The 21675-nt window shown below is 67.0% G+C and carries 11 protein-coding genes; 9 read left to right on the top strand and 2 right to left on the bottom strand.

Annotated elements, in window-relative coordinates:
• Positions 1–35: 35 nt before the first annotated feature.
• The 5 genes from ABZX12_RS11890 to ABZX12_RS11870 all read left to right on the top strand — a co-directional run bounded on the left by ABZX12_RS11890 (position 36) and on the right by ABZX12_RS11870 (position 11286).
• Complete coding sequence (locus ABZX12_RS11890; protein ID WP_355692301.1) at positions 36–6191, top strand: RHS repeat-associated core domain-containing protein; 6156 nt, start codon at positions 36–38, stop codon at positions 6189–6191.
• A 201-nt stretch (positions 6192–6392) separates the two neighbouring features.
• Positions 6393–8495 (top strand): TRAP transporter fused permease subunit, encoded by a 2103-nt coding sequence (locus ABZX12_RS11885; RefSeq protein WP_355692299.1) that lies wholly within the window; start codon positions 6393–6395, stop codon positions 8493–8495.
• Between the two features lie 11 nt (positions 8496–8506).
• Entirely contained in the window at positions 8507–9469 is a 963-nt protein-coding gene (locus ABZX12_RS11880) for a TAXI family TRAP transporter solute-binding subunit (protein WP_355692297.1), read from the top strand.
• A gap of 49 nt (positions 9470–9518) precedes the next feature.
• Positions 9519–10616: an AraC family transcriptional regulator gene (locus tag ABZX12_RS11875; protein ID WP_355692295.1), complete on the top strand. Its 1098-nt coding sequence runs from the start codon at positions 9519–9521 to the stop codon at positions 10614–10616.
• A gap of 127 nt (positions 10617–10743) precedes the next feature.
• A complete protein-coding gene (locus ABZX12_RS11870; protein ID WP_355692294.1) occupies positions 10744–11286 on the top strand; it encodes a hypothetical protein in 543 nt (180 codons plus the stop codon).
• 139 nt (positions 11287–11425) lie between these two features.
• Here ABZX12_RS11870 and hrpB read toward each other — a convergent pair whose 3' ends face one another.
• Both hrpB and ABZX12_RS11860 read right to left on the bottom strand, forming a co-directional pair.
• Positions 11426–13933, bottom strand: a complete 2508-nt coding sequence (gene hrpB, locus ABZX12_RS11865) for an ATP-dependent helicase HrpB (protein ID WP_355692292.1) — start codon at positions 13931–13933, stop codon at positions 11426–11428.
• A gap of 56 nt (positions 13934–13989) precedes the next feature.
• Positions 13990–14769: a methyltransferase domain-containing protein gene (locus tag ABZX12_RS11860; protein WP_355692290.1), complete on the bottom strand. Its 780-nt coding sequence runs from the start codon at positions 14767–14769 to the stop codon at positions 13990–13992.
• A gap of 221 nt (positions 14770–14990) precedes the next feature.
• Here ABZX12_RS11860 and ABZX12_RS11855 point away from each other — a divergent pair, with 221 nt between their 5' ends.
• The 4 genes from ABZX12_RS11855 to ABZX12_RS11840 all read left to right on the top strand — a co-directional run bounded on the left by ABZX12_RS11855 (position 14991) and on the right by ABZX12_RS11840 (position 21414).
• Positions 14991–15818, top strand: coding sequence for an SAM-dependent methyltransferase (locus ABZX12_RS11855; RefSeq protein ID WP_355692289.1), 828 nt, complete (start codon positions 14991–14993; stop codon positions 15816–15818).
• 678 nt (positions 15819–16496) lie between these two features.
• Complete coding sequence (locus tag ABZX12_RS11850; protein ID WP_355692288.1) at positions 16497–16973, top strand: hypothetical protein; 477 nt, start codon at positions 16497–16499, stop codon at positions 16971–16973.
• A gap of 759 nt (positions 16974–17732) precedes the next feature.
• The gene (locus tag ABZX12_RS11845; RefSeq protein ID WP_355692286.1) at positions 17733–18035 is read left to right on the top strand and encodes a trypco2 family protein; all 303 of its coding nucleotides are present in this window, start codon (positions 17733–17735) and stop codon (positions 18033–18035) included.
• 1 nt (position 18036) lies between these two features.
• Positions 18037–21414 carry a serine protease gene (locus ABZX12_RS11840; RefSeq protein WP_355692284.1) on the top strand — a complete coding sequence of 1126 codons (3378 nt, stop codon included), beginning with the start codon at positions 18037–18039 and terminating at the stop codon, positions 21412–21414.
• Positions 21415–21675 lie beyond the last annotated feature (261 nt).

Here is a 21675-nt window from a genome sequence, read left to right as displayed (position 1 = left end):
AGAGTTCCGCCCCGCTCGATGAAAGGAGTGGCGCCATGCTGGTGCCGTTCACCGGAATAGTCACGGCCGTCGCGCTCGCTGCCACCTGCCTGGTCGAGGTACCCGCCGCGCAGGCCGACGTCGCTACGTCGACTGCGTGGCGGCCCGCGGCGCAGACCGAGTTCTCGGTACCTGGGCACGATTCCGCGCCGAGGTCGCGTCCGGCCGATCCGAAGGCAGCGTCCGTGCTGCATCAACCTCCACAGGTGAGTCGACCGGAGCCGGGTGCGGCGGAGGTGTCGCTCCCCCGCGACGGCACCACTACGCAGGCCGGCCGGTTGCCGGTTCGGGTCGGCGCAGGGCAGGTCCAGGCCGCTGCGTCGACGCCCGTGAACCGGGTCCGCGTTCAGGTCCACGACCGTTCGGCCGCCGAGAAGGTGGGCGCTTCGGGAATGCTGTTCAGCGTCGGTCGCACCGACCGGGTTGCGAGCAGTGGCCAGGTGAAGGTCGAGGTGGACTACTCGGCCTTCCGTTCGGCGTACGGCGGTGACTGGGCAAGCCGGCTGCGGCTGGTGCGGCTGCCGGCGTGTGCGCTGACCACACCGGACAAGTCCGGGTGCTCGGACGGGCAGGTGCTGAAGTCCAGTGTCACCGGCGACAGCCGGATCGCCACCGAGGTCGCCGCGTCGAGTGCGGCGACGGTGCTGGCGTTGACGTCGGCGCCGGCGGGCAGCGCGGGCAGCTACAAGCCGACCGCGTTGTCCGCGTCGGCGTCGTGGAACGCGGGCGGCTCGTCAGGTGCGTTCTCGTGGGGCTACTCAATGGACAGTCCGGACGGTTTCGGCGGCCCGGAACCGGATCTGGATCTGGGCTATTCGTCGGGTGACATCGACGGCCGGGTGGCGTCGACGAACAACCAGTCGTCGTGGGTCGGAGAAGGCTGGGGCCTGGACGAGGGGTTCGTCGAGCGCCGGTACACGTCGTGCTCGGACGAGATTTCGACGACACCGAAGCCGCAGGACCTGTGCTGGGAGACCGACAACGCGTACCTGGTGCTGGGTGGGACCGCGTCCGAACTGGTCCGTGACGACGCGACCGGAACCTGGAAACTGCGGGACGACGACGGCTCGCGGCTGGAGCGGTTGACCGGTGGAGTGAACGGCGACAACGATGGCGAGCACTGGCGGCTGACGTCGCTGGACGGCACGCAGTACTACTTCGGGCTGAATCGGCTGCCGGGGTGGGCCGCGGGGAACGAGGAGACCGGATCGGTCTGGACGGCGCCGGTGTTCGGCAACGACGCGGGCGAGCCGTGCCATGGTGCGTCGTTCGCGGCGTCGTACTGCACGCAGGCGTGGCGCTGGAACCTGGACTACGTGGTCGACCCGAACGGCAACGCGATGTCGTACTTCTACGGCAGCGAGACGAACTACTACGGCCGGAACCTGACCGCGACCGCCGGCACCCAGTACGTGCGCGGCGGGTACTTGAAGCGGATCGACTACGGCCAGCGGTCCACGTCGATGTATTCGGCGCCGGCTCCGATGCGGGTGTCGTTCACGGTGGACGAGCGCTGCGCGGCGGGTGCGACCTGCGGCACCGGCGACATCACGTCGGCCAACGCCGCGAACTGGCCGGACGTGCCGTACGACCAGAACTGTTCGGCGGGTAAGTCGTGCACCGGGTTGTATTCACCGACGTTCTGGACGCGCAAGCGGTTGGCGACGGTGACGACCCAGCTGTGGGTGTCCGGGACGACCTACCGGGACGCGATGTCGTGGGCGTTGGGCTACGAGTTCCGTGACCCCGGTGACGGAACATCACCGGCGTTGTGGCTGGCGTCGATCACCGCGACCGGCAAGGTCGGCGGGACCGCGTCGCTTCCTTCGGTGGCGTTCCAGGGCGTGCAGCTGGCCAACCGGGTGGACGCCGCGGAGGGGATCCCGCCGATGTACAAGTGGCGGTTGACCGACGTGTACGACGAGGCCGGCGGGCACACCCACGTGAACTACTCGGCAGCGGAGTGTACGGCGGACTCGTTGCCGGCTCCGGACCAGAACACCAAGCGGTGTTTTCCGCAGTACTGGCAGGCCGACGGCTCGGAGTCGTTGACGCGGGACTGGTTCCACAAGTACGTGCCGGTGACGGTGCTCGAGGACGACCAGTCCGGCGTGGCCGGGATCGAACGCACCGACTACGAGTACGTCGGCGGCGGCGCGTGGCACTACGACGACAACGAGCTGACGCCGCTGAAGTACCGCACGTGGGGACAGTGGCGCGGCTACGGCCAGGTCCGGGAGCTCCACGGCAACCCCGGCGAGACCCGCTCCCAGGAGGAGAACCTGTACCTGCGCGGGATGGACGGCGACAAGCTCGCGAACGGCGGCACCCGCACGGTGACCGTCACCGACTCCCTCGGCGGCACGATCACCGATCACCCCGCGCTGGCCGGGTTCCAGCGCGAGTCCCTCACCTACACCGAGGCAGGCGGCAGCGTGCTGGAGGGCACGATCACCGACCCGTTGCTCTCCTCCCCCACCGCCACCCAGGTCACCCGCAACGGCACGATCAAGGCCTACATGGTCAACGAAGCCGCCGAACGATCCCGCGAGGCGCTGTCGTCCGGTGGATGGCGCAACACCGAGACCCGCACCACCTACGACTCCTACGGACTCGAGATCGAGGAGAACGACCTCGGCGACACCGCCAAGACCGGCGACGAGGAGTGCACCCGCACCACGTACGCACGCAACACCTCGTCGTACCTGATCGACTTCGAGGCCCGCGAGCAGACCGTGTCCGTGGCCTGCACCGCCACGCCGTCGTACCCGGCGGACGCGGTGTCGGACGACCTGACCTACTACGACGGATCTACCACCCTGGGCGCGGCGCCGACCAAGGGCAACGAGACCCTCAGCAAGGAACTCGCCTCCTACTCGGGCACCACACCGATCTACACCCAGGAGGGACGCACGGTCTACGACACCTACGGCCGGCCGATCGAGACCTACGACCAGCTGGACCGCAAGTCGTCGGCCACCTACACCCCGGCCAGTGGCGCGGCCGTCACCGATATCACCGTGACCAACCCGGTCGGGCATGTGACCACGACGACCGTCGAGCCTGCGTTCGGCGAGTCGGTTGCCGAGGTCGACCAGAACGGGCGGCGTACCGACACGGCGCGGGACCCGCTCGGCCGGATCACGGCGGTCTGGCTGCCGGACCGGTCGAAGGCGGCCGGGAAGACCCCGAACACCAAGTACTCGTACCTGATCCGCCAGGACGCGCCGTCGGTGATCACCACCGAGGAGGTCCGCGACGACGGCACGTACGAGGCCAGCTACGACCTGTTCGACGGGCAGCTGCGCGAACGGCAGACCCAGGACCCCGCGGCCGACGGCGGCCGGGTCGTGACCGACACGTTCTACGATTCACGCGGCCTGGAGGTGAAGTCCAACGGCTCGTACTGGAACAACGGCACCGCCGGTACGACGCTGCTCACCGGGGTGACTGACGCGGCCGTGCCCGGTCAGGACGTGACCGTCTACGACGGCGCCGAACGCGAGACGGTGGAGATCTTCCGCTCGCACGGGTTCGAGAAGTGGCGCACCACCACCACGTACGGCGGAGACCGGATCAGCGTGGACCCTCCGGACGGCGACACGGCCACCACGTCCATCACCGATGCCGACGACGCGGTGGTCGAGCTGCGCCAGTACACCGGCGGCTCGCCGACCGGTTCCTACGACGCGACTACGTACACCTACAACAACCGCGGCGACGTGGTCGCCACGACCGACCCGGCCGGCAATACCTGGGACACCAGCTACGACCTACGCGGCCGGGTGACCCAACGTGAAGACCCCGACACCGGGACGAGCACTTTCACCTACGACAACGCGGGCCAGATGCTCACCAGCACCGACGCGCGCGGAACCACCCTCGCTTATACGTACGACGGCCTGGGACGCCGTACCGGCATGTACGACGGGTCGACCTCCGGCACCAAGCGTGCTCAGTGGACCTACGACACACTCGTCTCGGGCACCAGCGTCAAGGGCATGCTCGCGACCTCGACCCGCTTCGTGAACGGCAACGCCTACACCAAGTCGGTCGACGCCTACGACATCCGGTACCGGCCGCTGACCACCACGGTCACGATTCCCGCGTCCGAGGGCGCGTTGGCCGGGTCGTACAAGTCCAACACCGGCTACACCGCCACCGGGCTGCCGTCACTGCTGTCCTACCCGGCAGCGGGCGGGCTCGCGGCGGAGACGCTGCGGTACGGCTACGACGCGACCGGCCGGTTGCAGACCGCGAGCAGCGGTCTCGGCACGATGCTGACCGCGGCGACGTACACCCCGTACGACGAAGTTGCCCAGTCGACCCTGTCCGCGGCGGCCGGCAAGCAGCTTGTCCACACCGCGTTCTACGACGACGCGACCAGGAACCTGGACCGCGTCCTGGTCGACCGCTCCACGGCCCCCGCACACCTGGCGGACGTGAAGTACACCTACGACCCGGCCGGCAACATCACCAAGATCGCCGACACACCGCAAGACGGCGCAAGTGATGTCCAATGCTTCAGCTACGACTACCTGCGCCGACTCACTGAGGCATGGACCCCTGCTGCCGACTGCACCACCCAGCCCAGCGCCGGCGCACTGGCCGGACCCGCGGCGTACTGGCAGGGCTGGACCTACGACAAGACCGGCAACCGGCTCACCGAGACCAACCACGACCCGATCACCGGCGCTGCCACCACTTCCAACTACACCTACCCGGCGGCCGGAGGACCCCGGCCGCACGCGCTGTCCGGCGTCGCCAGCGGCACCCGGACCGACAGCTTCACTTACGATGCCGCGGGCAACACCACCGCCCGCAACGTCGCCGGGAAGGCCCAGACCCTGGCCTGGGACGCCGAAGGCAATCTGGCCACTCTCACCGAGAACGGCCAGGCCACCAGCTACGTGTACGACGCCGACGGCGAGCGGCTCATCGCACGCGACAGCGCCGGCACCACCCTCTACCTCGACAACTCCGAACTCCATCTCAGCCCCACCGGCACGGTGACAACCACGCGCTACTACGACCTCGGCGGCGCCAGCGCAGTCCGGAACGCGTCGGGTCTCTCCTTCACCGTCGCCGACCACAACGGCACCAACACCCTGTCGGTCAACGCCACCGACCTCACCCAGGTGCAGCGGCGGTTCACGCCGTTCGGCGTTGACCGCGGCACCAAACCCGCGACCTGGCCCGACGAACACGGCTACGTCGACGGCGTCGACGACGCCACCGGACTCACCCATCTCGGCGCCCGCGAGTACGACTCTGCGCGCGGACGCTTCATCTCCACCGACCCGGTCGCCGACTTCGACAACCCGCAACAGCTCAACGGCTACGCGTACGCCGACAACACCCCGATCACGGCCAGCGACCCCGACGGCCAATGGCGCGTCCTGCCCGGCGGCCACTACTGCGACGGCTGTGGCGGGTACAACCACGCGCCCAAGAAAAAGAAGAAGGCCAAGAAGCACAAGAAGGCCACCAAGAGTGCCGCCTCGCACCACTACTGCGATGGCTGCGACTACCAGCGCTACCTCGCGAAGAAGAAGAAGGAGAAGATCGCGGCAGCCAAGCGGGCCGCCAAGAAGGCCGCGGCCAAGAAGGCGCGCGAGAAGGCAGCCAAGCTCAAGAAGAAGAAGGCCAAGAAGGCTGCCAAGAAGCCCAAGAAGAAGGAACACCGCAAGGCGAAACACCGGCCCAAGAAGGCCGGGAACTCCATCCTCGGCGGCGAGGCCTGGGCGCAGGTGAAGGTAGCCGGCGCCGGCTTCGCGGTCTGCCGCTTCATCCGGGGCACCCCGGCGAACACCTGCGCCGTCCTCGGCTCTGCGCTCGCGAAGGGGGAGTCCGACGGTGGCCAGTGGCACGCCGTCAAGTGGTACGTCTACGCCCGTGGAACCTGGACCCTCTACCGGGTCGGCGAGATCTGGAAGAAGGGCGGCGTCACCCCGCGGGGGCAACTCGGCAAGGTCAAGGGCGAGTTCAAAGCCGATGGAAGGGCCTTCAGGCGAGGCCTCGGCCTGTGGCTCCTCTACGACATGCTCGGCGGCGACACCCGCTCTCCACATCGCAACGACAAGCCCAAGCAGAAGACGAAGTGCGTGGTCTCGTGGAAGGCCTGGGGACACAACATCTTCAGCATCTGCTGAGCCGAGACTCCCAGGACCTCATCGACAGCTGAACCTGAGTTCTCCTCACCGGCGGGAACCGCCCCGCCGGTGAGGAGAACTCTCTGCGTTCCGGTGCCGGCATCCGTCTGGCCTCCGGACAGTGTTGTCCAGGGATTGTTCTTAAGGCGAGGTAAGGATGCGGCGGTGGGGGTTGTGAGATAGCTGCGAACTGAGGATTGTTTGCGGCAGATCATTCACAGGAAGGCCCCTTATGATAACCAGCGCTATATCGACCGGTTTCGGGATCGGGGGGACGTGCCGGTGACTGTAACTGTCGATTCGGTCAGCACCGGACCGAGTGCGGAGGAATTGGCTGCTTTCGAGCAGGAAAGGCCCGCGCGGAGGCTGAGTCCGGCCCTGGACCGCGCTATTTCGGTGTGCTGCGCGTTGGTCAGTGTCGGCGTTCTGGTGCAGGTGTTCTTTCCGATTCCGGCAGGGACACAGTTCTACCTGATGCTGTTTCTTGCTGCGGTGTTGCCAGGTGCGCTGCTGTGTTACCGCGGTTGGCGTGTGCCGGCGTTCCTGAACCCGTTCCGCGGAGATCGGCGCCGCGACGACCCACCGGTGGCGGACTGGGTCCTGGCGTCGCTCGCGCTGGTGGTCTCGCTGTATCCGCTGCTGGACTTCGACGCGTTCCTGGAGCGGCGGCAAGCTCCTACCCAGCTCGATCTGCTGGCGGGATCGTTGCTGCTGGTCCTGGCGCTGGAGGCCTGCCGGCGGACGACGGGCTGGGTTCTGCCGGTGGTGAGCCTGTTGTTCATCGGATACGCCTATTACGGCGGCTATTTGCCGTACACGTGGTCCTTGGCGCATCAGGGATTCGACTTCTCGGCGATCGTGGCGCAGTTGTTCATGGGTACGGCGGGTTTTTACGGGACGCCGTTGGCGGTGGCCGCGAGTTATATCGTCCTGTTTACGATCTACGGCGCTGTATTGGACGCCTCGGGTGCGGGAAAGTTCTTCATCGACGTGTCGTTCGCGGCGTTCAAACGCAGCCGCACGGCGCCTGGGCGGACCGTCACACTGGCGGGTTTCCTGCTCGGCACGGTGTCGGGTTCCGGTACGGCGACGGCGGTGTCGCTGGGCACGGTCGCCTGGCCGATCCTGCGCCGCGCGGGATATCCGCCCGAGCCGGCGGGCGGCATGCTGGCAGCGGCCGGCATCGGGGCGATCCTGTCGCCGCCCACGCTCGGCGCGGCGGCGTTCATCATCGCCGAGTATCTCCAGGTCAGCTATCTCGTGGTCCTCGGCTACGCGACGGTCCCGACCGTTCTGTATTACCTCGGCATCTTGCTGGCGATCGAGATGGACGCCCGGCGACACGGCACGGACGCGGCCGAGCCGTCGGCCCGGTCGGCGCGCCGGCTGCTGCTGCGGTTCGGATACCACTTCGTGTCGCTGTTCCTGATCATCGGCTTCATGGCGATGGACATTCCGCCGTTCAAGGCCGTCGTCTACGCGACGTTGCTGCAGATCGGGCTGTCGTTCCTGGACCGTGAGCACCGGTTGACGCCACGCCGGCTCGGCCTGGCGCTCGCGCAGGGCACCCGCTCGGTCCTACCCGTCGTGGCGACCTGTGCCGTAGCCGGCATCATCGTCGCCGTCGTCACCCAGACCGGGCTCGGCTTGAACCTGGCCGAGATCATCGTGTCCGCGGCCTCCGCGCTCTCCGAGAACCACACCGTGGTGCTGATCCTGACCGTCACGCTGTCAGCGTTCGCGGTCATGGTGCTCGGGTTGGCGGTGCCCGTCACTGCATCGTTCATCATCGCCGCCGTGGTGATCGCGCCCGCCCTGTTCCAGCTCGGCGTGGCGCCGGCCGAGGCGTACATGTTCATCTTCTACTACGCCGTCCTGTCGGAGGTCTCGCCGCCCACCGCGCTCGCTGCCGTCGCGACAGCGGCGATCACCGGCGGACGGGCGATCCCGACAATGTGGCAGGCGTGGAAGTACACGCTGCCTGCGTTCCTGGTGCCCTTCGCGTTCGTGCTGACGCCGAACGGGGCCAACCTGCTGGGCCTCGAGGGTCTGGGAGGTGCGGCGTGGACGCTGGTGGTCTCAGCGCTCGCTGTCGGCGCACTGGCGGTGGTCACCGGCGGATGGATCGCCGTCCGGACCGGCTGGCTGGAGCGTGTCCTCTGTTTTCCTGCCGCGTTGCTGTTGCTGTATCTCGCACCCACCACGATCGGCGTCGGCCTGGGGCTGCTCGGGGTCGCCGTCGTCGTCAACCTCGCACGGCGTCAACGCCTGCGGAACACCACGGAAGGGCCGTTACCCACATGAGAATCCGTTCTTTGTCCACTCTGGTGGTCGCACTCGCGTTGACGGTCTCGATGACCGCCTGCGGCGGGCAACGAAAGCCCGAGTCCGGTGACAGCGCGGGAGGTGGTCGCCTCACCATCGCCACCGGTAACACCACCGGCGTCTACTACCAACTCGGCGGTGCCCTGGCCTCTCTGATCTCGGACAACCTCGACGGTTACCGCGCCACCGCCAGCGAGACCGGCGCCTCCGTGCAGAACATCCAAGGACTGACCGCCGGGAACTACGACATCGCCTTCTCCCTGGCCGACACCGCCGCCGACGCGGTCCAGGGCAAGAACAGCTTCACCGCGCCGCAGGACGTCGTCGCGCTGACCCGGCTGTACTCGAACTACACCCAGGTCGTCGTGCGGGCGGCGTCCGGCATCACGAAGATGGCCGATCTGAAGGGCAAGCGAATCTCCACCGGTTCGCCGAACTCCGGCACCGAGGTGATCGCGCGCCGCCTGCTCACCGCCGCCGGCGTCGACCCGGTCAAAGACGTCACGGCCCAGCGGCTCGGCCTGCCCGAGTCGGTGGACGCGATGAAGAGCGGACAGATCGACGCCTTGGTGTGGTCCGGCGGACTGCCCACCAGCGGCATCACCGACCTCACCACGTCGATGGGCGCCAAGGTCCGCTTCATCCCGCTCGACGACGTGCTGCCCGCCCTGCAGAAGGAGCACGGCAAGGTGTACACCGCGGGTGTGATCCCGGCCGCGGCGTACAAGCAGCCGGCCGACACCCGGACGATCATCGTGCCGAACCTGCTGCTGGTGCGTAAGGACATGTCCGACGACCTGGCCGAGAAACTCACCAGCCTCCTCCTCCAGAACAAAGAAGCGCTCGTCCAGGTCAATCCCGCGGCCAAGGGAATAGAGCTCAACAACGCGGCAATGACCGATCCAGTGCCGTTGCACCCGGCCGCGAAGAAGGCCATCGACGCACTCGACTGAGCGCCCACCGTCGATCGACGAGCCGTGAGAAGTAACCGCCCAAGGCTCTATGCGCCGGACAAGTGAGGCCCCTATGTCAACCGCGATCTGCAGGCGTGGTACCCCGGGTTCGTCCTGTTCGATCGACTCGTGGTCGACGGACGACGTCAGACCACCGGAACGTGTCGAGTACTGGATGAGCGTCATCAGCGCGGCAACCCGATACCGGGTGGATCCGACCTGTTCGCCAGGGACCTTCCGGGGCCGGCTGCTTCGCATCGGCACGGTCGCCTACACCCTCGGCCGGGCGTCGGCCGACTGTGCGCAGGGACATCGGACTGCCGCGATGGCGTCCGAGGATCCGCACGACATCCGCACGCTCATGGTGACGATCCGCGGTCAACTGCTGGTCAGCCAGGACGGCCAGGAGTTTCGGGTCGGCAGAGGTGCGGCGTTCCTGGCGTCGTCGACTTCGCCGTTCGAAGCGAAGCTCGACCACGCCGACATCGCGCTGCTGACGATCCCCGGGGCGGAGATGGACCACCGCCTGCGCCCCGGGGCGCGCCGGTCGGCAGCCCGGATTCTCGATACCGACCGCGGCCTGGGCCGGGTCCTGGTGGGCATGCTGGGTGACCTGTTCGCTCAGCGGGCGCACCTGTCGGCAGCCGAATTCGATGCGGTCTGCGATCGGCTGGTCGACCTGCTGTGCATGCTCGCCGTCGGTGACGACCGACCGGACACCGAGGGCGGCCTCGGTGAGGTCGCAGCGATGATCAGACGCTACGTACGAGAGCACGCCACCGATCCGGACCTGACCGGCGCCACGGTGGCCCGTGCCCTGGGCTGGTCGCTGCGGCAGGTTCAGCTGGCCATGCAGCAGGCAGGTACGACGCCCCGGGAACTGATCCGGGAAGAACGACTCGCGCTCGTGCACGAACGCCTGCGCAGCCCCGTTCACATCGTCATCGGCGAGCTCGCCCAGAGCTGCGGCTTCTCCTCCAACAGCGTCCTGAGTGCCGCATTCCGTCAGCGCTACGGCATGAGCCCCCGGGAATTCAGAGCGCAGTATCTGCGGGACGCAGGCGACACGACCGTGGGGAACGGCGCCGGGAAGCCCATCAAGCTGTCCAGCGAGTCCGGCTCGCACGACTTGCAGCCCCTCAGGTAGGCGCGAATGGTGGCGCAGCCGACCTGCCGAGCTATCCGCTGCGGGTGATGCCGCTGGAGGGAGCGGCGACGAGGATGGTTGCGGGCTGGCTGAGGAGCGGTCGCCCGGCACGGAAGGGGGAACGGGTATGGCCATCGGACCGGTGCAGTTGATCGTTCTCGGGTTCAACCACCCGAACTTTCACGGAGAGATCATCGACGAACTCGAACGGTTGCGCGACAGCGACACCATCAAGGTGATCGACGCGCTGGCCGTCCACAAGGACGCTGACGGCGAGATCGAGGTCGCCCATCTGAGCAACCTCACCCTGGACGAGGCCGTCGAGCTGGGCACGAAGATCGGCGCCCTGATCGGCCTCGGCATCGAAGGTGAGGAAGGCATGGAGGAGGGCGCCGAGTTGGGGGCCGAGGCCGCCGCCGACGGGATGCAGGTCTTCAACGAGGAGGAATGGGACGTTCTCGAGGACATCCCGAACGACTCCGCCGCCGCACTGCTGCTGATCGAGCACCACTGGGCCGTCCCGCTGCGCGACGCGGTCGCGCGAGCCGGCGGCTTCCGGCTGGCCGACGGATTCATCAGCCCGCTCGACCTGGTCGGCATCGGACTGCTCGACGCCGCCGACGCCAAGGAACTGCACGAGATGGAGACGGCCGCGTCGGCGACGAAGTGACCGCCGGCCCGAACACGACGTTGGAGGTGACCATGTTCGGCTCCCGCAGGGTGGCCCGACGGACAGCCCGTCGCACAGCGCGACGCGTCGACCGCCGCCGATAACACCTGAATCAGCTGGCCCGCCAGCCCCGCTCGGTTTACCGGCGGGGCTTTGGGCGGTTGGTCGGGGTGGCGGTCAGTGGGTCTTCGGGCCAGGGGTGGCGGGGGTAGCGGGCTCGGAGGTCTGCTCGGACCTGGGGGTAGCCCTGCTTCCAGAACGACGTGAGGTCGCTGGTGATCGCGACCGGGCGTCGTGCGGGCGACAGCAGATGCAGGACGACCGGGACGCGGCCGTCGGCGACGAGCGGAGTGGTCGTCCAGCCGAAGACTTCCTGCAGCTTCACGGCGAGCACCGGTGGCGCGGCGCCGTCGTACTCGAGGCGGACTCGTGAGCCTGATGGGACCTGGAGCCGCTCCGGGGCGAGTTCGTCGAACCGGGCTGCTGCCGGCCAGGGCAGTAGTCGCCGGAGCGCCGAGGTCACGTCGATCCGAGCGAGATCGCGGACCGTGGCGAGCTCGGTACCCAGCCATTCGTCGAGACCGGCCAGTAAAGCTTCGTCGTCCACCGCGGGCCACGGGGTTCCGAGGTGGGCGTGGCAGAACGCAAGCCGCTGCCGCAAGGCGAGAGCGGCGTCCGACCACCGCAGTACGGACAGACCGCTGCGCCGGATACCGTCGCGGACAGCCGCTTGGACGAGCAGCGGGTCAGGCTTTGCCAGCGGTACGTCGTTGAGCACGATCGCGCCGAGCGTCTCGACGCGCCGCGTGACGATCCGGCCGTCGTCCCAGCGGATCTGGTCGGTGGTCGAGACCAGTTCGCCGGCGATGTCTCGCGCGGTCCGCTCGTCGATCGGCGCCGCGGAGCGGATCCTGGCGTCGGCGCGCCCCGGTGCCCGATCGGCCACCGCGATCGCCAGCCAGGGTGTGCTCCGCAACGGCGACTGCGGATCCAGCGCCGCACCCGTACCGCCGGACATCTGGTACGTCGTCGAGCCGGCTCCCCGGGCCCGCGCGATCCGCTCCGGATACGCCAGCCCCACCACAACCCCCACCGCAAGGTCGTCCGGCAGCGCCTCCGTTGGCACCCCCAATGAGTCCCGGCCGAGGCGCCGGGCTTCCTCTCGCCAGCGGGCCGTGGCTCCGCGATCGTCGCCGCGGCGGAGTGCTCGCCAGCGAGCCGGTAGATCGTCGCCGAGGTCGCGGCCGGAGTCGTCCGAGAGCATGGCGACGATCTCGCGGGCCCGGTCGGCGCCGATGCGCGGCGTACCGTCGATCAACGCACGAGCCAACCGGGGATGCGCCCCGAGCGCCGCCATCCGCCGTCCCCGTTCGGTGATCCGGCCACTGTCGTCGACGGCGTCGAGGCGGCGCAGCAGTTCCGTGGCCGCGGTCATCGCCACGGCCGGCGGCGCCTCGAGCAAGGTCAGACCGGCGCCGGCAGGCGTACCCCAGGCCGCGAGGTCGAGGGCGAAGGCGGCCAGATCGGCGGTCGCGATCTCCGGCGCCGGATGATCGTCGAGATGCGTGTGGTCGACGGCGGACCAGCATCGATAGACCCGGCCGGGTGCCTCCCGCCCGGCGCGACCCGCCCGCTGGTCGGCCGACGATCTCGACACCCGGCAGGTGACCAATGCACCGAGGCCCCGGGACTGGTCGGTCCGCGGCTCCCGGGCAAGACCCGAGTCGACCACAACTCTGATCCCGGGCACGGTCAGCGAACTCTCCGCGACCGACGTCGTGACCACGATCCGGCGAGTGGCGGTCGGGGCCAGGGCGCGGTCCTGTTCGGCCCTCGACTGGCGACCGAACAACGGCAGGACGTTCCGGCCGGCCAACCGGCGCGTCACACCGTTGATCTCAGCCTCCCCCGGGACGAACACGAGGATGTCGCCGTCGTTCTCGGTCCACGCGCGCTGGACGACGGCCGCGACGTGATCCAGCAGGCGCGGGTCGACCCGCCCGCCAGGAAGCAGCGGCACGGGAAGCGGTGGCGGCGCCCACTCGACGGCTACGTCGTACAGCGCGGCGGACGCGGTGATCACGGGCGCCGGACCGTCAGTGCCCAGTGCGCGGCTCAGCCTGACGGTGTCCGGCGTGGCGGAGGTCGCAACGACCGCCAGGTCCTCCCGTAGGTTCGCCCGGATGTCGACGCAGAACGCCAGCAGCAGGTCGGCATCGAGGTGCCGCTCGTGGCACTCGTCGATCACGATCGCCGCGACGCCCGGGAGCTCCGGGTTCTGCTGCAGACGCCGTACGAGGAGCCCTGTCGTCACCACCTCGACACGTAGTCCACCTAGTCCACGCAGATCTTGGCCGCCGCTGCGTTCGCCGCGCATCGCGTAGCCGATCCGTTGCCCGAGCGGCTCGCCGACCAGCGTCGCCAGCCGGGCCGCCGCCGCGCGGGTTGCCAACCTTCGCGGCTCGGCCACGATGATCTTTCCGCCCAGGGCGTCGCCCAGCGCCAGCGGCAGCAGCGAGGTCTTACCCGAACCGGGCGGCGCGACCAAGACCGCCGTACCGCGCGAACGCACCGCTTCGACCGTGGCAGGCAGAGCCGCCCGGACCGGCAGATCAGCGCCCGGCGCCGACGATTCAGGCAGCAACACGCCCCGACGCTATCCGACCGCTATCGCAGGCCGACCCGCGGCTTCCTCCAGGTCCGTCAGGGTTTGAGGGCACGCGTGGCGAAGTAGCCGGGCAGCCAGCCTGCGGTGGCGTCGGAATGGTGCGGCGCCTCGTCGAACCCGGTGATCACGAAGCCGGCGGCGAGCTGCCCGCCGAGCTGCTCGGCCATCGTGTGGCTGTACTCCAGCGGAGCGTCGGCTCCCCACAGCCGCTCGCGCTCCTCGGCCGGGACGTGGGTCAGGTCGCTGTACGGAAGGCGGTGGCGCACGACCAGCTCGCCGCGGGTGTCCATCGCCTCGTTGTCGAACAGGTACACGTCCGGGTTCAGGAAGCCGCACAGCAGCGCGCCGCCCGGCCGCAGCACCCGGAAGGACTCGCGCCACACGGGTGCGAGCTCGGGCACGAACAGGTTCGAGACCGGGTTGAAGACGAGGTCGAACGAGGCGTCGCCGAACTCCGACAGGTCGCGCATGTCACCCAGTACCGTGCGCAACTCCAGGCCCTCGCGCTCCGCGACCAGCTGATCCTGGGCGAGCTGACGCGGTGAGTTGTCGAAGACCGTGACGCGCGCCCCGGCCGCGGCGAGGATCGGGCCCTGCTGACCGCCGCCCGAAGCCAGACAGAGAAGGTCCACGTCGGACAGGTCGGCGGGGAACCACGTCCGGTCGACCGGACGGTATCCGATGAGCACGACGGACCACTCACCGGCGCGTGCCCGCGCGACGGTCTCGGGAGTGACCGGTCTCGACCACTCGTTGCCGCTCTCGACCTGAAGGTCCCACGCCACGCGGTTGTGCGCTACCGGATCGACACTCACGGGCCTACGGTAGCGCCCCGACGATGGCTGCCGGGACCGTTTTCGGAGGTGAACCTGATATGTCAGGACTTTGGAGGCCCGAACGCCTTTAATCGTTGAGGAATCAGGGGCTTTGGTGAAGATTTGGTCAGGCGCACCGACAGGCCGCACCCGGGTGCCAGGTGACTTGCGTCTCCCCTAGGATGACAAGAGGTTCCTTTCCCGACATGAAGGCTGCGCCAATGGCCCCATCAGACGACTCGGATTACGATCCGGGTTTCGACACTTCCCAGCCGACCATCGCCCGCGTCTACGACGCTCTCCTCGGCGGCAAGGACAACTTCGCCGCCGACCGCGAGGGCGCCGCGCTGTACTTGAAGTACGTGCCGGACGCCGGACGCTGCGCGATCGAGAACCGTGAGGCCCTGGTCAGGGGCGTGCACTACCTCGTGCGGACGGCGGGGATCGACCAGTTCCTCGACATCGGCAGCGGCCTGCCGACGCAGAAGAACACCCACCAGGCGGCGCAGGAGATCAACCCCGACGCCCGGGCCGCGTACGTCGACAACGACCCGATCGTGCTCGCACACGGCCGGGCGCTGCTGGCCACCAACAACAGCACGATCGTCGTCACCGCCGACCTGCGTGAGCCGCAGTCGATCCTCGACAACGAGGAGATCAAGGCGCACCTGGACTTCTCGCGTCCGATCGCGCTGATGGTCGTCGGCCTGCACATGCACTTCCACGACGACGAGAAGCCGGACGAGTGGGTCCGCACGCTGATGGACGCGCTCGCCCCGGGCAGTTACCTGTTCATCACCGACTTCGTCGACACCGGCGAGCCGCTGCAGAAGTCGATGGAGCGGGCCGGTCTCGAGAGCCTCGGCAACGGCTGGATCCGGACCCCGGAGCGCATCGAGCAGCACTTCCTCGGGATGCCGCTGGTCCCGCCCGGCCTGGACTTCCTGGCGCGCTGGTACCCGGAGGACCCGGACGCCGACGTCCCGGCCGCCGACGAGCTCGCGGCGTACCAACGCATCCTGATGGCAGGCATCGCGAAGAAGGTCTGACCGGCACGAGGCGCGCATCCCGACGGGCTGCGCGCCTCTGGCCTGCCGCAGGCCACCGTCAGCTGGAACCGCCTCGTGACGGCGGAGACCTGGCGGGCCAGTTGACCGACTCCGACCTCGCTGGAGCTACGCAGCGATGAACGTTTCAGCGGAGACGATCGTTGGAACCTGACGACGTACCTCGCCGCCACGTAGTCTCGGGTCCAGCAGCTCCTCGAACGCCTGCCAACACTCGACGCAGGTAGAAATCGAGATCCGCCGAACACTGCCGCAGCCAGTTCGTCGATCGTCAGCACCTTCAGCCGGCGTCTCGCCTCCCGCAGATGCGGCCCACCGTCCGCCATTTCGTAGCCGCACGGCACCCGCCCACCGATCCCAGCGAGTTGGCACGATCCCCGTAGTTCCTCTCGGTGCATTCAGGACATCGGCTACGAGGAGTGACCAAACTTCGTGACGCCGCTCAACGACAGCGAGCGGAGCCGCCTGATCCATCCGACGGAAGAGCATCGAGCGGGCTCAGTGCGGCCCCGGCCTACTCCGCACCAGGCGGTGGATCTTCTCCGTCACACAGAGCCGAGTCGGCAGCAACAAACCTGTGCGTACGCCGCATCGAAGGAGTTAGGGGCCGAAACACAGGCCGCGACGCAGGGGGTGTGGGCAGTGGGAAACGGCGTAGGGATGGAGATCATCGGCCGGCTGCTGGACGTTAGTAGCCTGATCGCGACGGTCGTCGTCGCACTGGCGGTCTATCGCGGAACCAAGACGCTCGCCCGGATTCAGCTGCAACACGAACAGCGGATCGCCTGGATGGAGCTCGACTTCCATGTTCTTGAGAACGACGAATCACTGAAGGTCGTCGACGAACTGCTCCATCCAGATGATGCGAACGCCACTATCGCAAGACGTCGTAAACGCTGGATTTGCTATCTGCTGCGCAACCCACTCGAGAGCACCTATCTCGGTGTACGCGCAGGATTGGCGAACTGCGAGAAGACATCGATGGCGAGTCTGCGGGCCAGCCTGGCGCCGCTTGTGCACGACGAGTTGTTCATGGAGATGATCGAGAGGTACACACCCGACCCAGCCTTCGTCACCCTGTGCCACAGACTGCGCGACGAGCAGCGCGCTCAAGCCGGGGTTGCGACTAAAGCCTGACGGTCTACCTGGCACCACCCGGCGACGGTCAGCGCCGACCTCGAGACCGACGGAGTAGCGCCACTCCGTCGCTCGTCCCGAGGGGCCGGCGGGCGAACTCGTGTAGTCCGACGGCATAACACAGACCTTCCACCTACCTGAACAACCTGACCTCTAACAGGTGGTCGGTGACGCCACCGTCACCAAGCTCCGACTGACCGGCCTCCGAAAAGCCACCTGGTTCATCGCCTCTGCCGCAGATGAGCGCGTGCCCCAACTCGCGCGTCAGATGCGCGGACGGGGATCGAGCCAATTTCAAGCACGCGACCTGCACGTGATCCTTGCCAGCGGCGGTCAAGATCGGTGGGTGGGCGTTCCAGGTCTACGTACCACCTGTCGACGTACCAACGCGTCCCAATCGATGAGGCGAAGGCCGACTCGGCGTCGTGCTGACCGTCGTGCGAATTCCGAACGGAGCAGTAAGCTATTCGACCCGCGGGCCGATCATCTAGGTCGGCCCGCCGGGTACAACTTCCAGCGATTGCGACGCCCAAGGACGCCAAGGCGCCTCTCTTCAGTCGTCGTCAGCCTTCCTCGACATCTTAACGTCGGCCTCCTCCCGCAACTCTTCGCCTGCCTCCGACGACACCGATCGATTTGCTCTGCGCACGTGCTTGACAAACGCGGATGCCCGCTGCAACGGTCTAGACCAAGGGGAAATGTTTCACGCGCAAAGTGCGCAGGGGGACGAGCATCGCGAATGCATCGAGGGGGAATCCGATGGACCGCATCGACCTGGCCACGACGATCGACGCCCTACGCGACGAGCTCGCGAAGTCAGCCATCCGAGCAGAATCTGAGCAGATCGACTTCGGCATCGCGGAGATCGAATTGGAGTTCCACGTCGGCGTGACCAAGGAAGGCGAAGGCAAGGCTGGAGTCAAGTTCTGGGTCGCTGAACTTGGCGTCGGCGGAAGTTATGTCCACGAAACGATCCAAACGGTCCGCATCAAACTCAACGACGTCCGACGGAACAACCGGCCGGCCAGGATAGGCGAGGACGCCGCAGAGGCACCCGAATAGTATGGACGAGAGGCGCATCGTCGAGACACACTCCCCGGCGATCCGGAAGCGCGGGTCAGGTTACCTCGTCACCGATCGGATGGTACTGACCGCAGCTCATTGTGTCGGGCACGAAATCGGCGAGACCGTTCGAATCAGGCGATTCAACGAGTCACAATGGGAGGTCGGTCTGCTCCGATGGAGTGGACAGCGGAATGGAATCGATGCCGCGCTGGTGGAAATGGAGCCGGCGGCACTTCGCCCGGACGACGCCGGCAAGGTCGTACGATTCGGCACGCCGATTGGAGTCGTCGAGTGGCAGGCGATCGGGTTCCCACGGTTCAACAACCAGGGAAGGGTGACCGAGAACGAGTCTGCCCGGGGCAGGCTCGATCCCATCACAAAATCCAGAGTGAACCCGCAGACCGGCCGCCGCGAACTCTACGCCCTCGACTCCGGCCTGCACGTCCGCGCTACACCGTCTAGGTCCGATGCCGCCTGGTCGGGCATGTCTGGTTCCGCCGTCATCGCTGACGGCCATCTCATTGCAATCGTGGTCGAGGAGGATGCACAAGTAGGAGCACGGCTACTCGGCGTGCCTATCGAGTGGGTGTTGTCCGATGAGGATGCGGCTCAGTGGCTCAACCAGGACGGCCGCCACATCCGTCCAGAACCGCTCTGGGGCGACACCCAATTGCTCGAACACCCCGTCCGCCCACTCGAGGTTGACGCTGATAGCTCATCCCTTTCGAGAGCGGTGATGCTGCAGGCCAGGCGCAGGGTCGTCGAGCGAACGGGTCGTGACGCGGAACTCGAATCGCTGCGCCGTTGGTGTAACGATCGGGACGCCCTGCCCGTTCAGCTCGCTATTGGCGACACCGGCGCCGGCAAAACTCGCCTGGCCGTGGAGCTCGCGGTGGCCCAGGCCGACGATGGATGGCTTTGTGGCTTCGTTGCCGACCACGCTCTGAGCTTCGGCAGGCTGCTCGAGCTCAGCACGAGTCGGCTGCTGATAGTTGACGACGCCGTTCGGCACCTGGACCAGCTACGAGCGTTGCTGAAGGAGGCCGACAGCGCCGAGGCGGATGGCAGTGATGCTCGACGCACTTGGCGTCTACTCGTCCTGGCGCGGCCACCGTATCAGCGGTGGTGGAGAAGCTTCGAGAACGAGTTCGCCTCGTTGATCGAGCCATCCCCTATCTATCTGACCCCCCTTCCTGTCGTCGGCCGCCAGCTTGTGTACGAGGTTGCCCGGCGCCAGTTCGGCGAATGGCTCAGCCCGGATCGAGGCTCATGGACCGTGCCGACGCTTGAGGATCCGGTCTATGAGTCGTACCTGGCAATTCTCGAACGAGCGTTGCTCGATTGCGATCCCAACAGCACTCTCAACGGTGACGTAGACCAGCAGTTGGCGTCCCGGCTTCTCCGGCTCGAGGCCGAAACCTACTGGTTACCGGAGGCGCGCTCCGCGGGCATCGACGCCGACGTCGACCTACTTGAACGAATCGCAGCTGTGTGCTCGCTCGCGTTCGCTGACGGACGCACGACGGAGGAGTCCGAGGCGTCGGCAGCTCGTGCCCTCTGTGTACTCCCGGACCTCGCGGATGCACCTCAGCAGATCGTGCGAAAGATCGCGCGGTGGCAGCGCAGTCTGTACGAAACCGGCGCTGGATATCTACGACCGCTCCGACCGCACCGACTAGCGACCGAGGCCGCGCAACGACTGGCCGTCGACAGCCCGCAGGTAGTCGGCGATCTGCTCAGCTTCTCGAACCTGGGGCCGACCGACGGGACACTGCACAGATTTCATCAAGAAGCCGCGGTTGCGCAGGCGACCCGGCTGCTCTCAACGTTGTTGCCAGCGGTCCGGGGCGACGCCTCAGTACGTCCGGAGCCGTCACTTGCAGAGGTTCTGGAACGAGTCTGTCTTGACCACCTGGAAGGATTGGTCGAACTGGCCGTCAGCCATGCGCAAATGACTCCGCTCGAATCGTCGGCGGGCCAAGGTCTTTCGCTTGAGGCGTTACTGGCGGAGCTTCTGAGATTGGTGCCTTCGCCGCAGCGTGCAGCAGCCGTGGTCAACGGCATCCCGGTGCGGCGCAATCTCAGGCTCGACGATCTGGTTGTAGTCCTCCAAAGTCAGGCGGTCGCGGCGTATCGCGATGATGCCGACTCCGCCGGCGAGCGCCTCGCCGACGCTCTCGAGAAGCTGGCACACCGGCAGACCGACATTCGCGCCCTGGACGAGGCGCGTGAATCTCTACAGGAGGCGCTTGACCTGAGAACCGCGCTGCTCGGGCAATACTCCAGTCGCACCGATCTTCTCGAGGGCCAACAGCATCAATTGAGGATCCGGCGAGCTCAGGAACAGATAAGAATCTGCTCGGCACGATCACGTTTGGCCAATCTCCTCTGCGACCTCGACCTCCGCGCAGAGGCCGTTGTCGAGGCCACCGAGGCTCACGAGGTGCTCGGCATGATCGATGGATCGGCTGACGTATTCGATCTGCATAAACGCGTCAGTCTGGAGGTCAGCAGCAATCTATCCCGCGCATTGAGGCGGGCCGGCCATCGAACTTCGGCCTTCGAATTCTCAGCGATCGCGGAGCGACACGCCGAAGATCTCTTTAACGACGACCCCCAAGAATATCACCACTGGTATGCAATGGCGTTGCGTCGAAGTTCTGCTGCGCTCAGCGATGTCGGCAAGGTGAAACCGGCTCTCAGCAAGGCGACAGAGGCTGTCAAACACTTCGATGTGATGGCGCGCCGCGACCCGCATGCTTGGGCTTTCGATGCTGCCAAGGCACGCAGAAACCTCGCCGAGCGCCTGCATGACTCCGGGAGGTGGCAGGAGGCCGAGGATGTAGCGTGGCGCGCAGTTGACCTCTGGCGCACGCTCGTATCGGGGCGGGCCTCCGTCTACAACTTGGAACTGACGAAGGCCATGGTCGTGGTCGTTCGCGCCCGAATGCATCTCGAGGATCCAGCTCAGGCCGAGCAGACAGCGCGTGAGATCGACTACGAGACCGAGCCGCGCACCGACGGTGAACGCGACACCCTCGCACAAGCGCTGGCCGCGCGAGCCCAACTCGGCTCGATGCTGGGCGAGCATCTTGATGCACAACGAATGGCAGACAGGTCGATAGAACTCGTAATGGCACAGAGCGAATCGTTTGGCCAGCTGAAGCTCGTCCACCTGGCGGTCTGCAATTTCACGAGTGCAGCCTGCCTCATCGCGACCGATCGTGAGCAGGCACGTAGACGCGCACGTGATGCGGAGGCCCTCTGCACTCGCCTCCAGGCCGACGACCCAGCAGACTTTCCCGCCATCCTCCGGGATGCACGGAAGCACTGGAACGACGTGAGCACGACCAAGAACTCGAAGCAATGTCGGTAGGCGTACCGGTCCAAGGCCTGCACTCTTCCGCCCGGCAAGTGGGCTCTCAGCACTCATCATCCCGCCCTGGACAAGAAAGTATGCGCCCGACTCGGCGGGTTAACTCGCCGATCGGGTCAAGCGAGGCTTCAAGGTTCCGGCGCCATGAAAAACTGTCGTCGGGCCTGCGGGCCTTGAGCCGGTGACCATCAGCCAGCAGGCGACGACAACCTCAATTGGCGCGGCGGCGGTCGCCGCAGTCTGACGGCCGTTGTGCTTAGG

Source organism: Kribbella sp. NPDC003505 (genome assembly GCF_040610875.1).
GTDB lineage: Bacteria > Actinomycetota > Actinomycetes > Propionibacteriales > Kribbellaceae > Kribbella.
The sequence above is the reverse complement of the archived record's forward strand: the minus strand, read 5'-3'. Positions and strand labels throughout refer to the sequence as shown.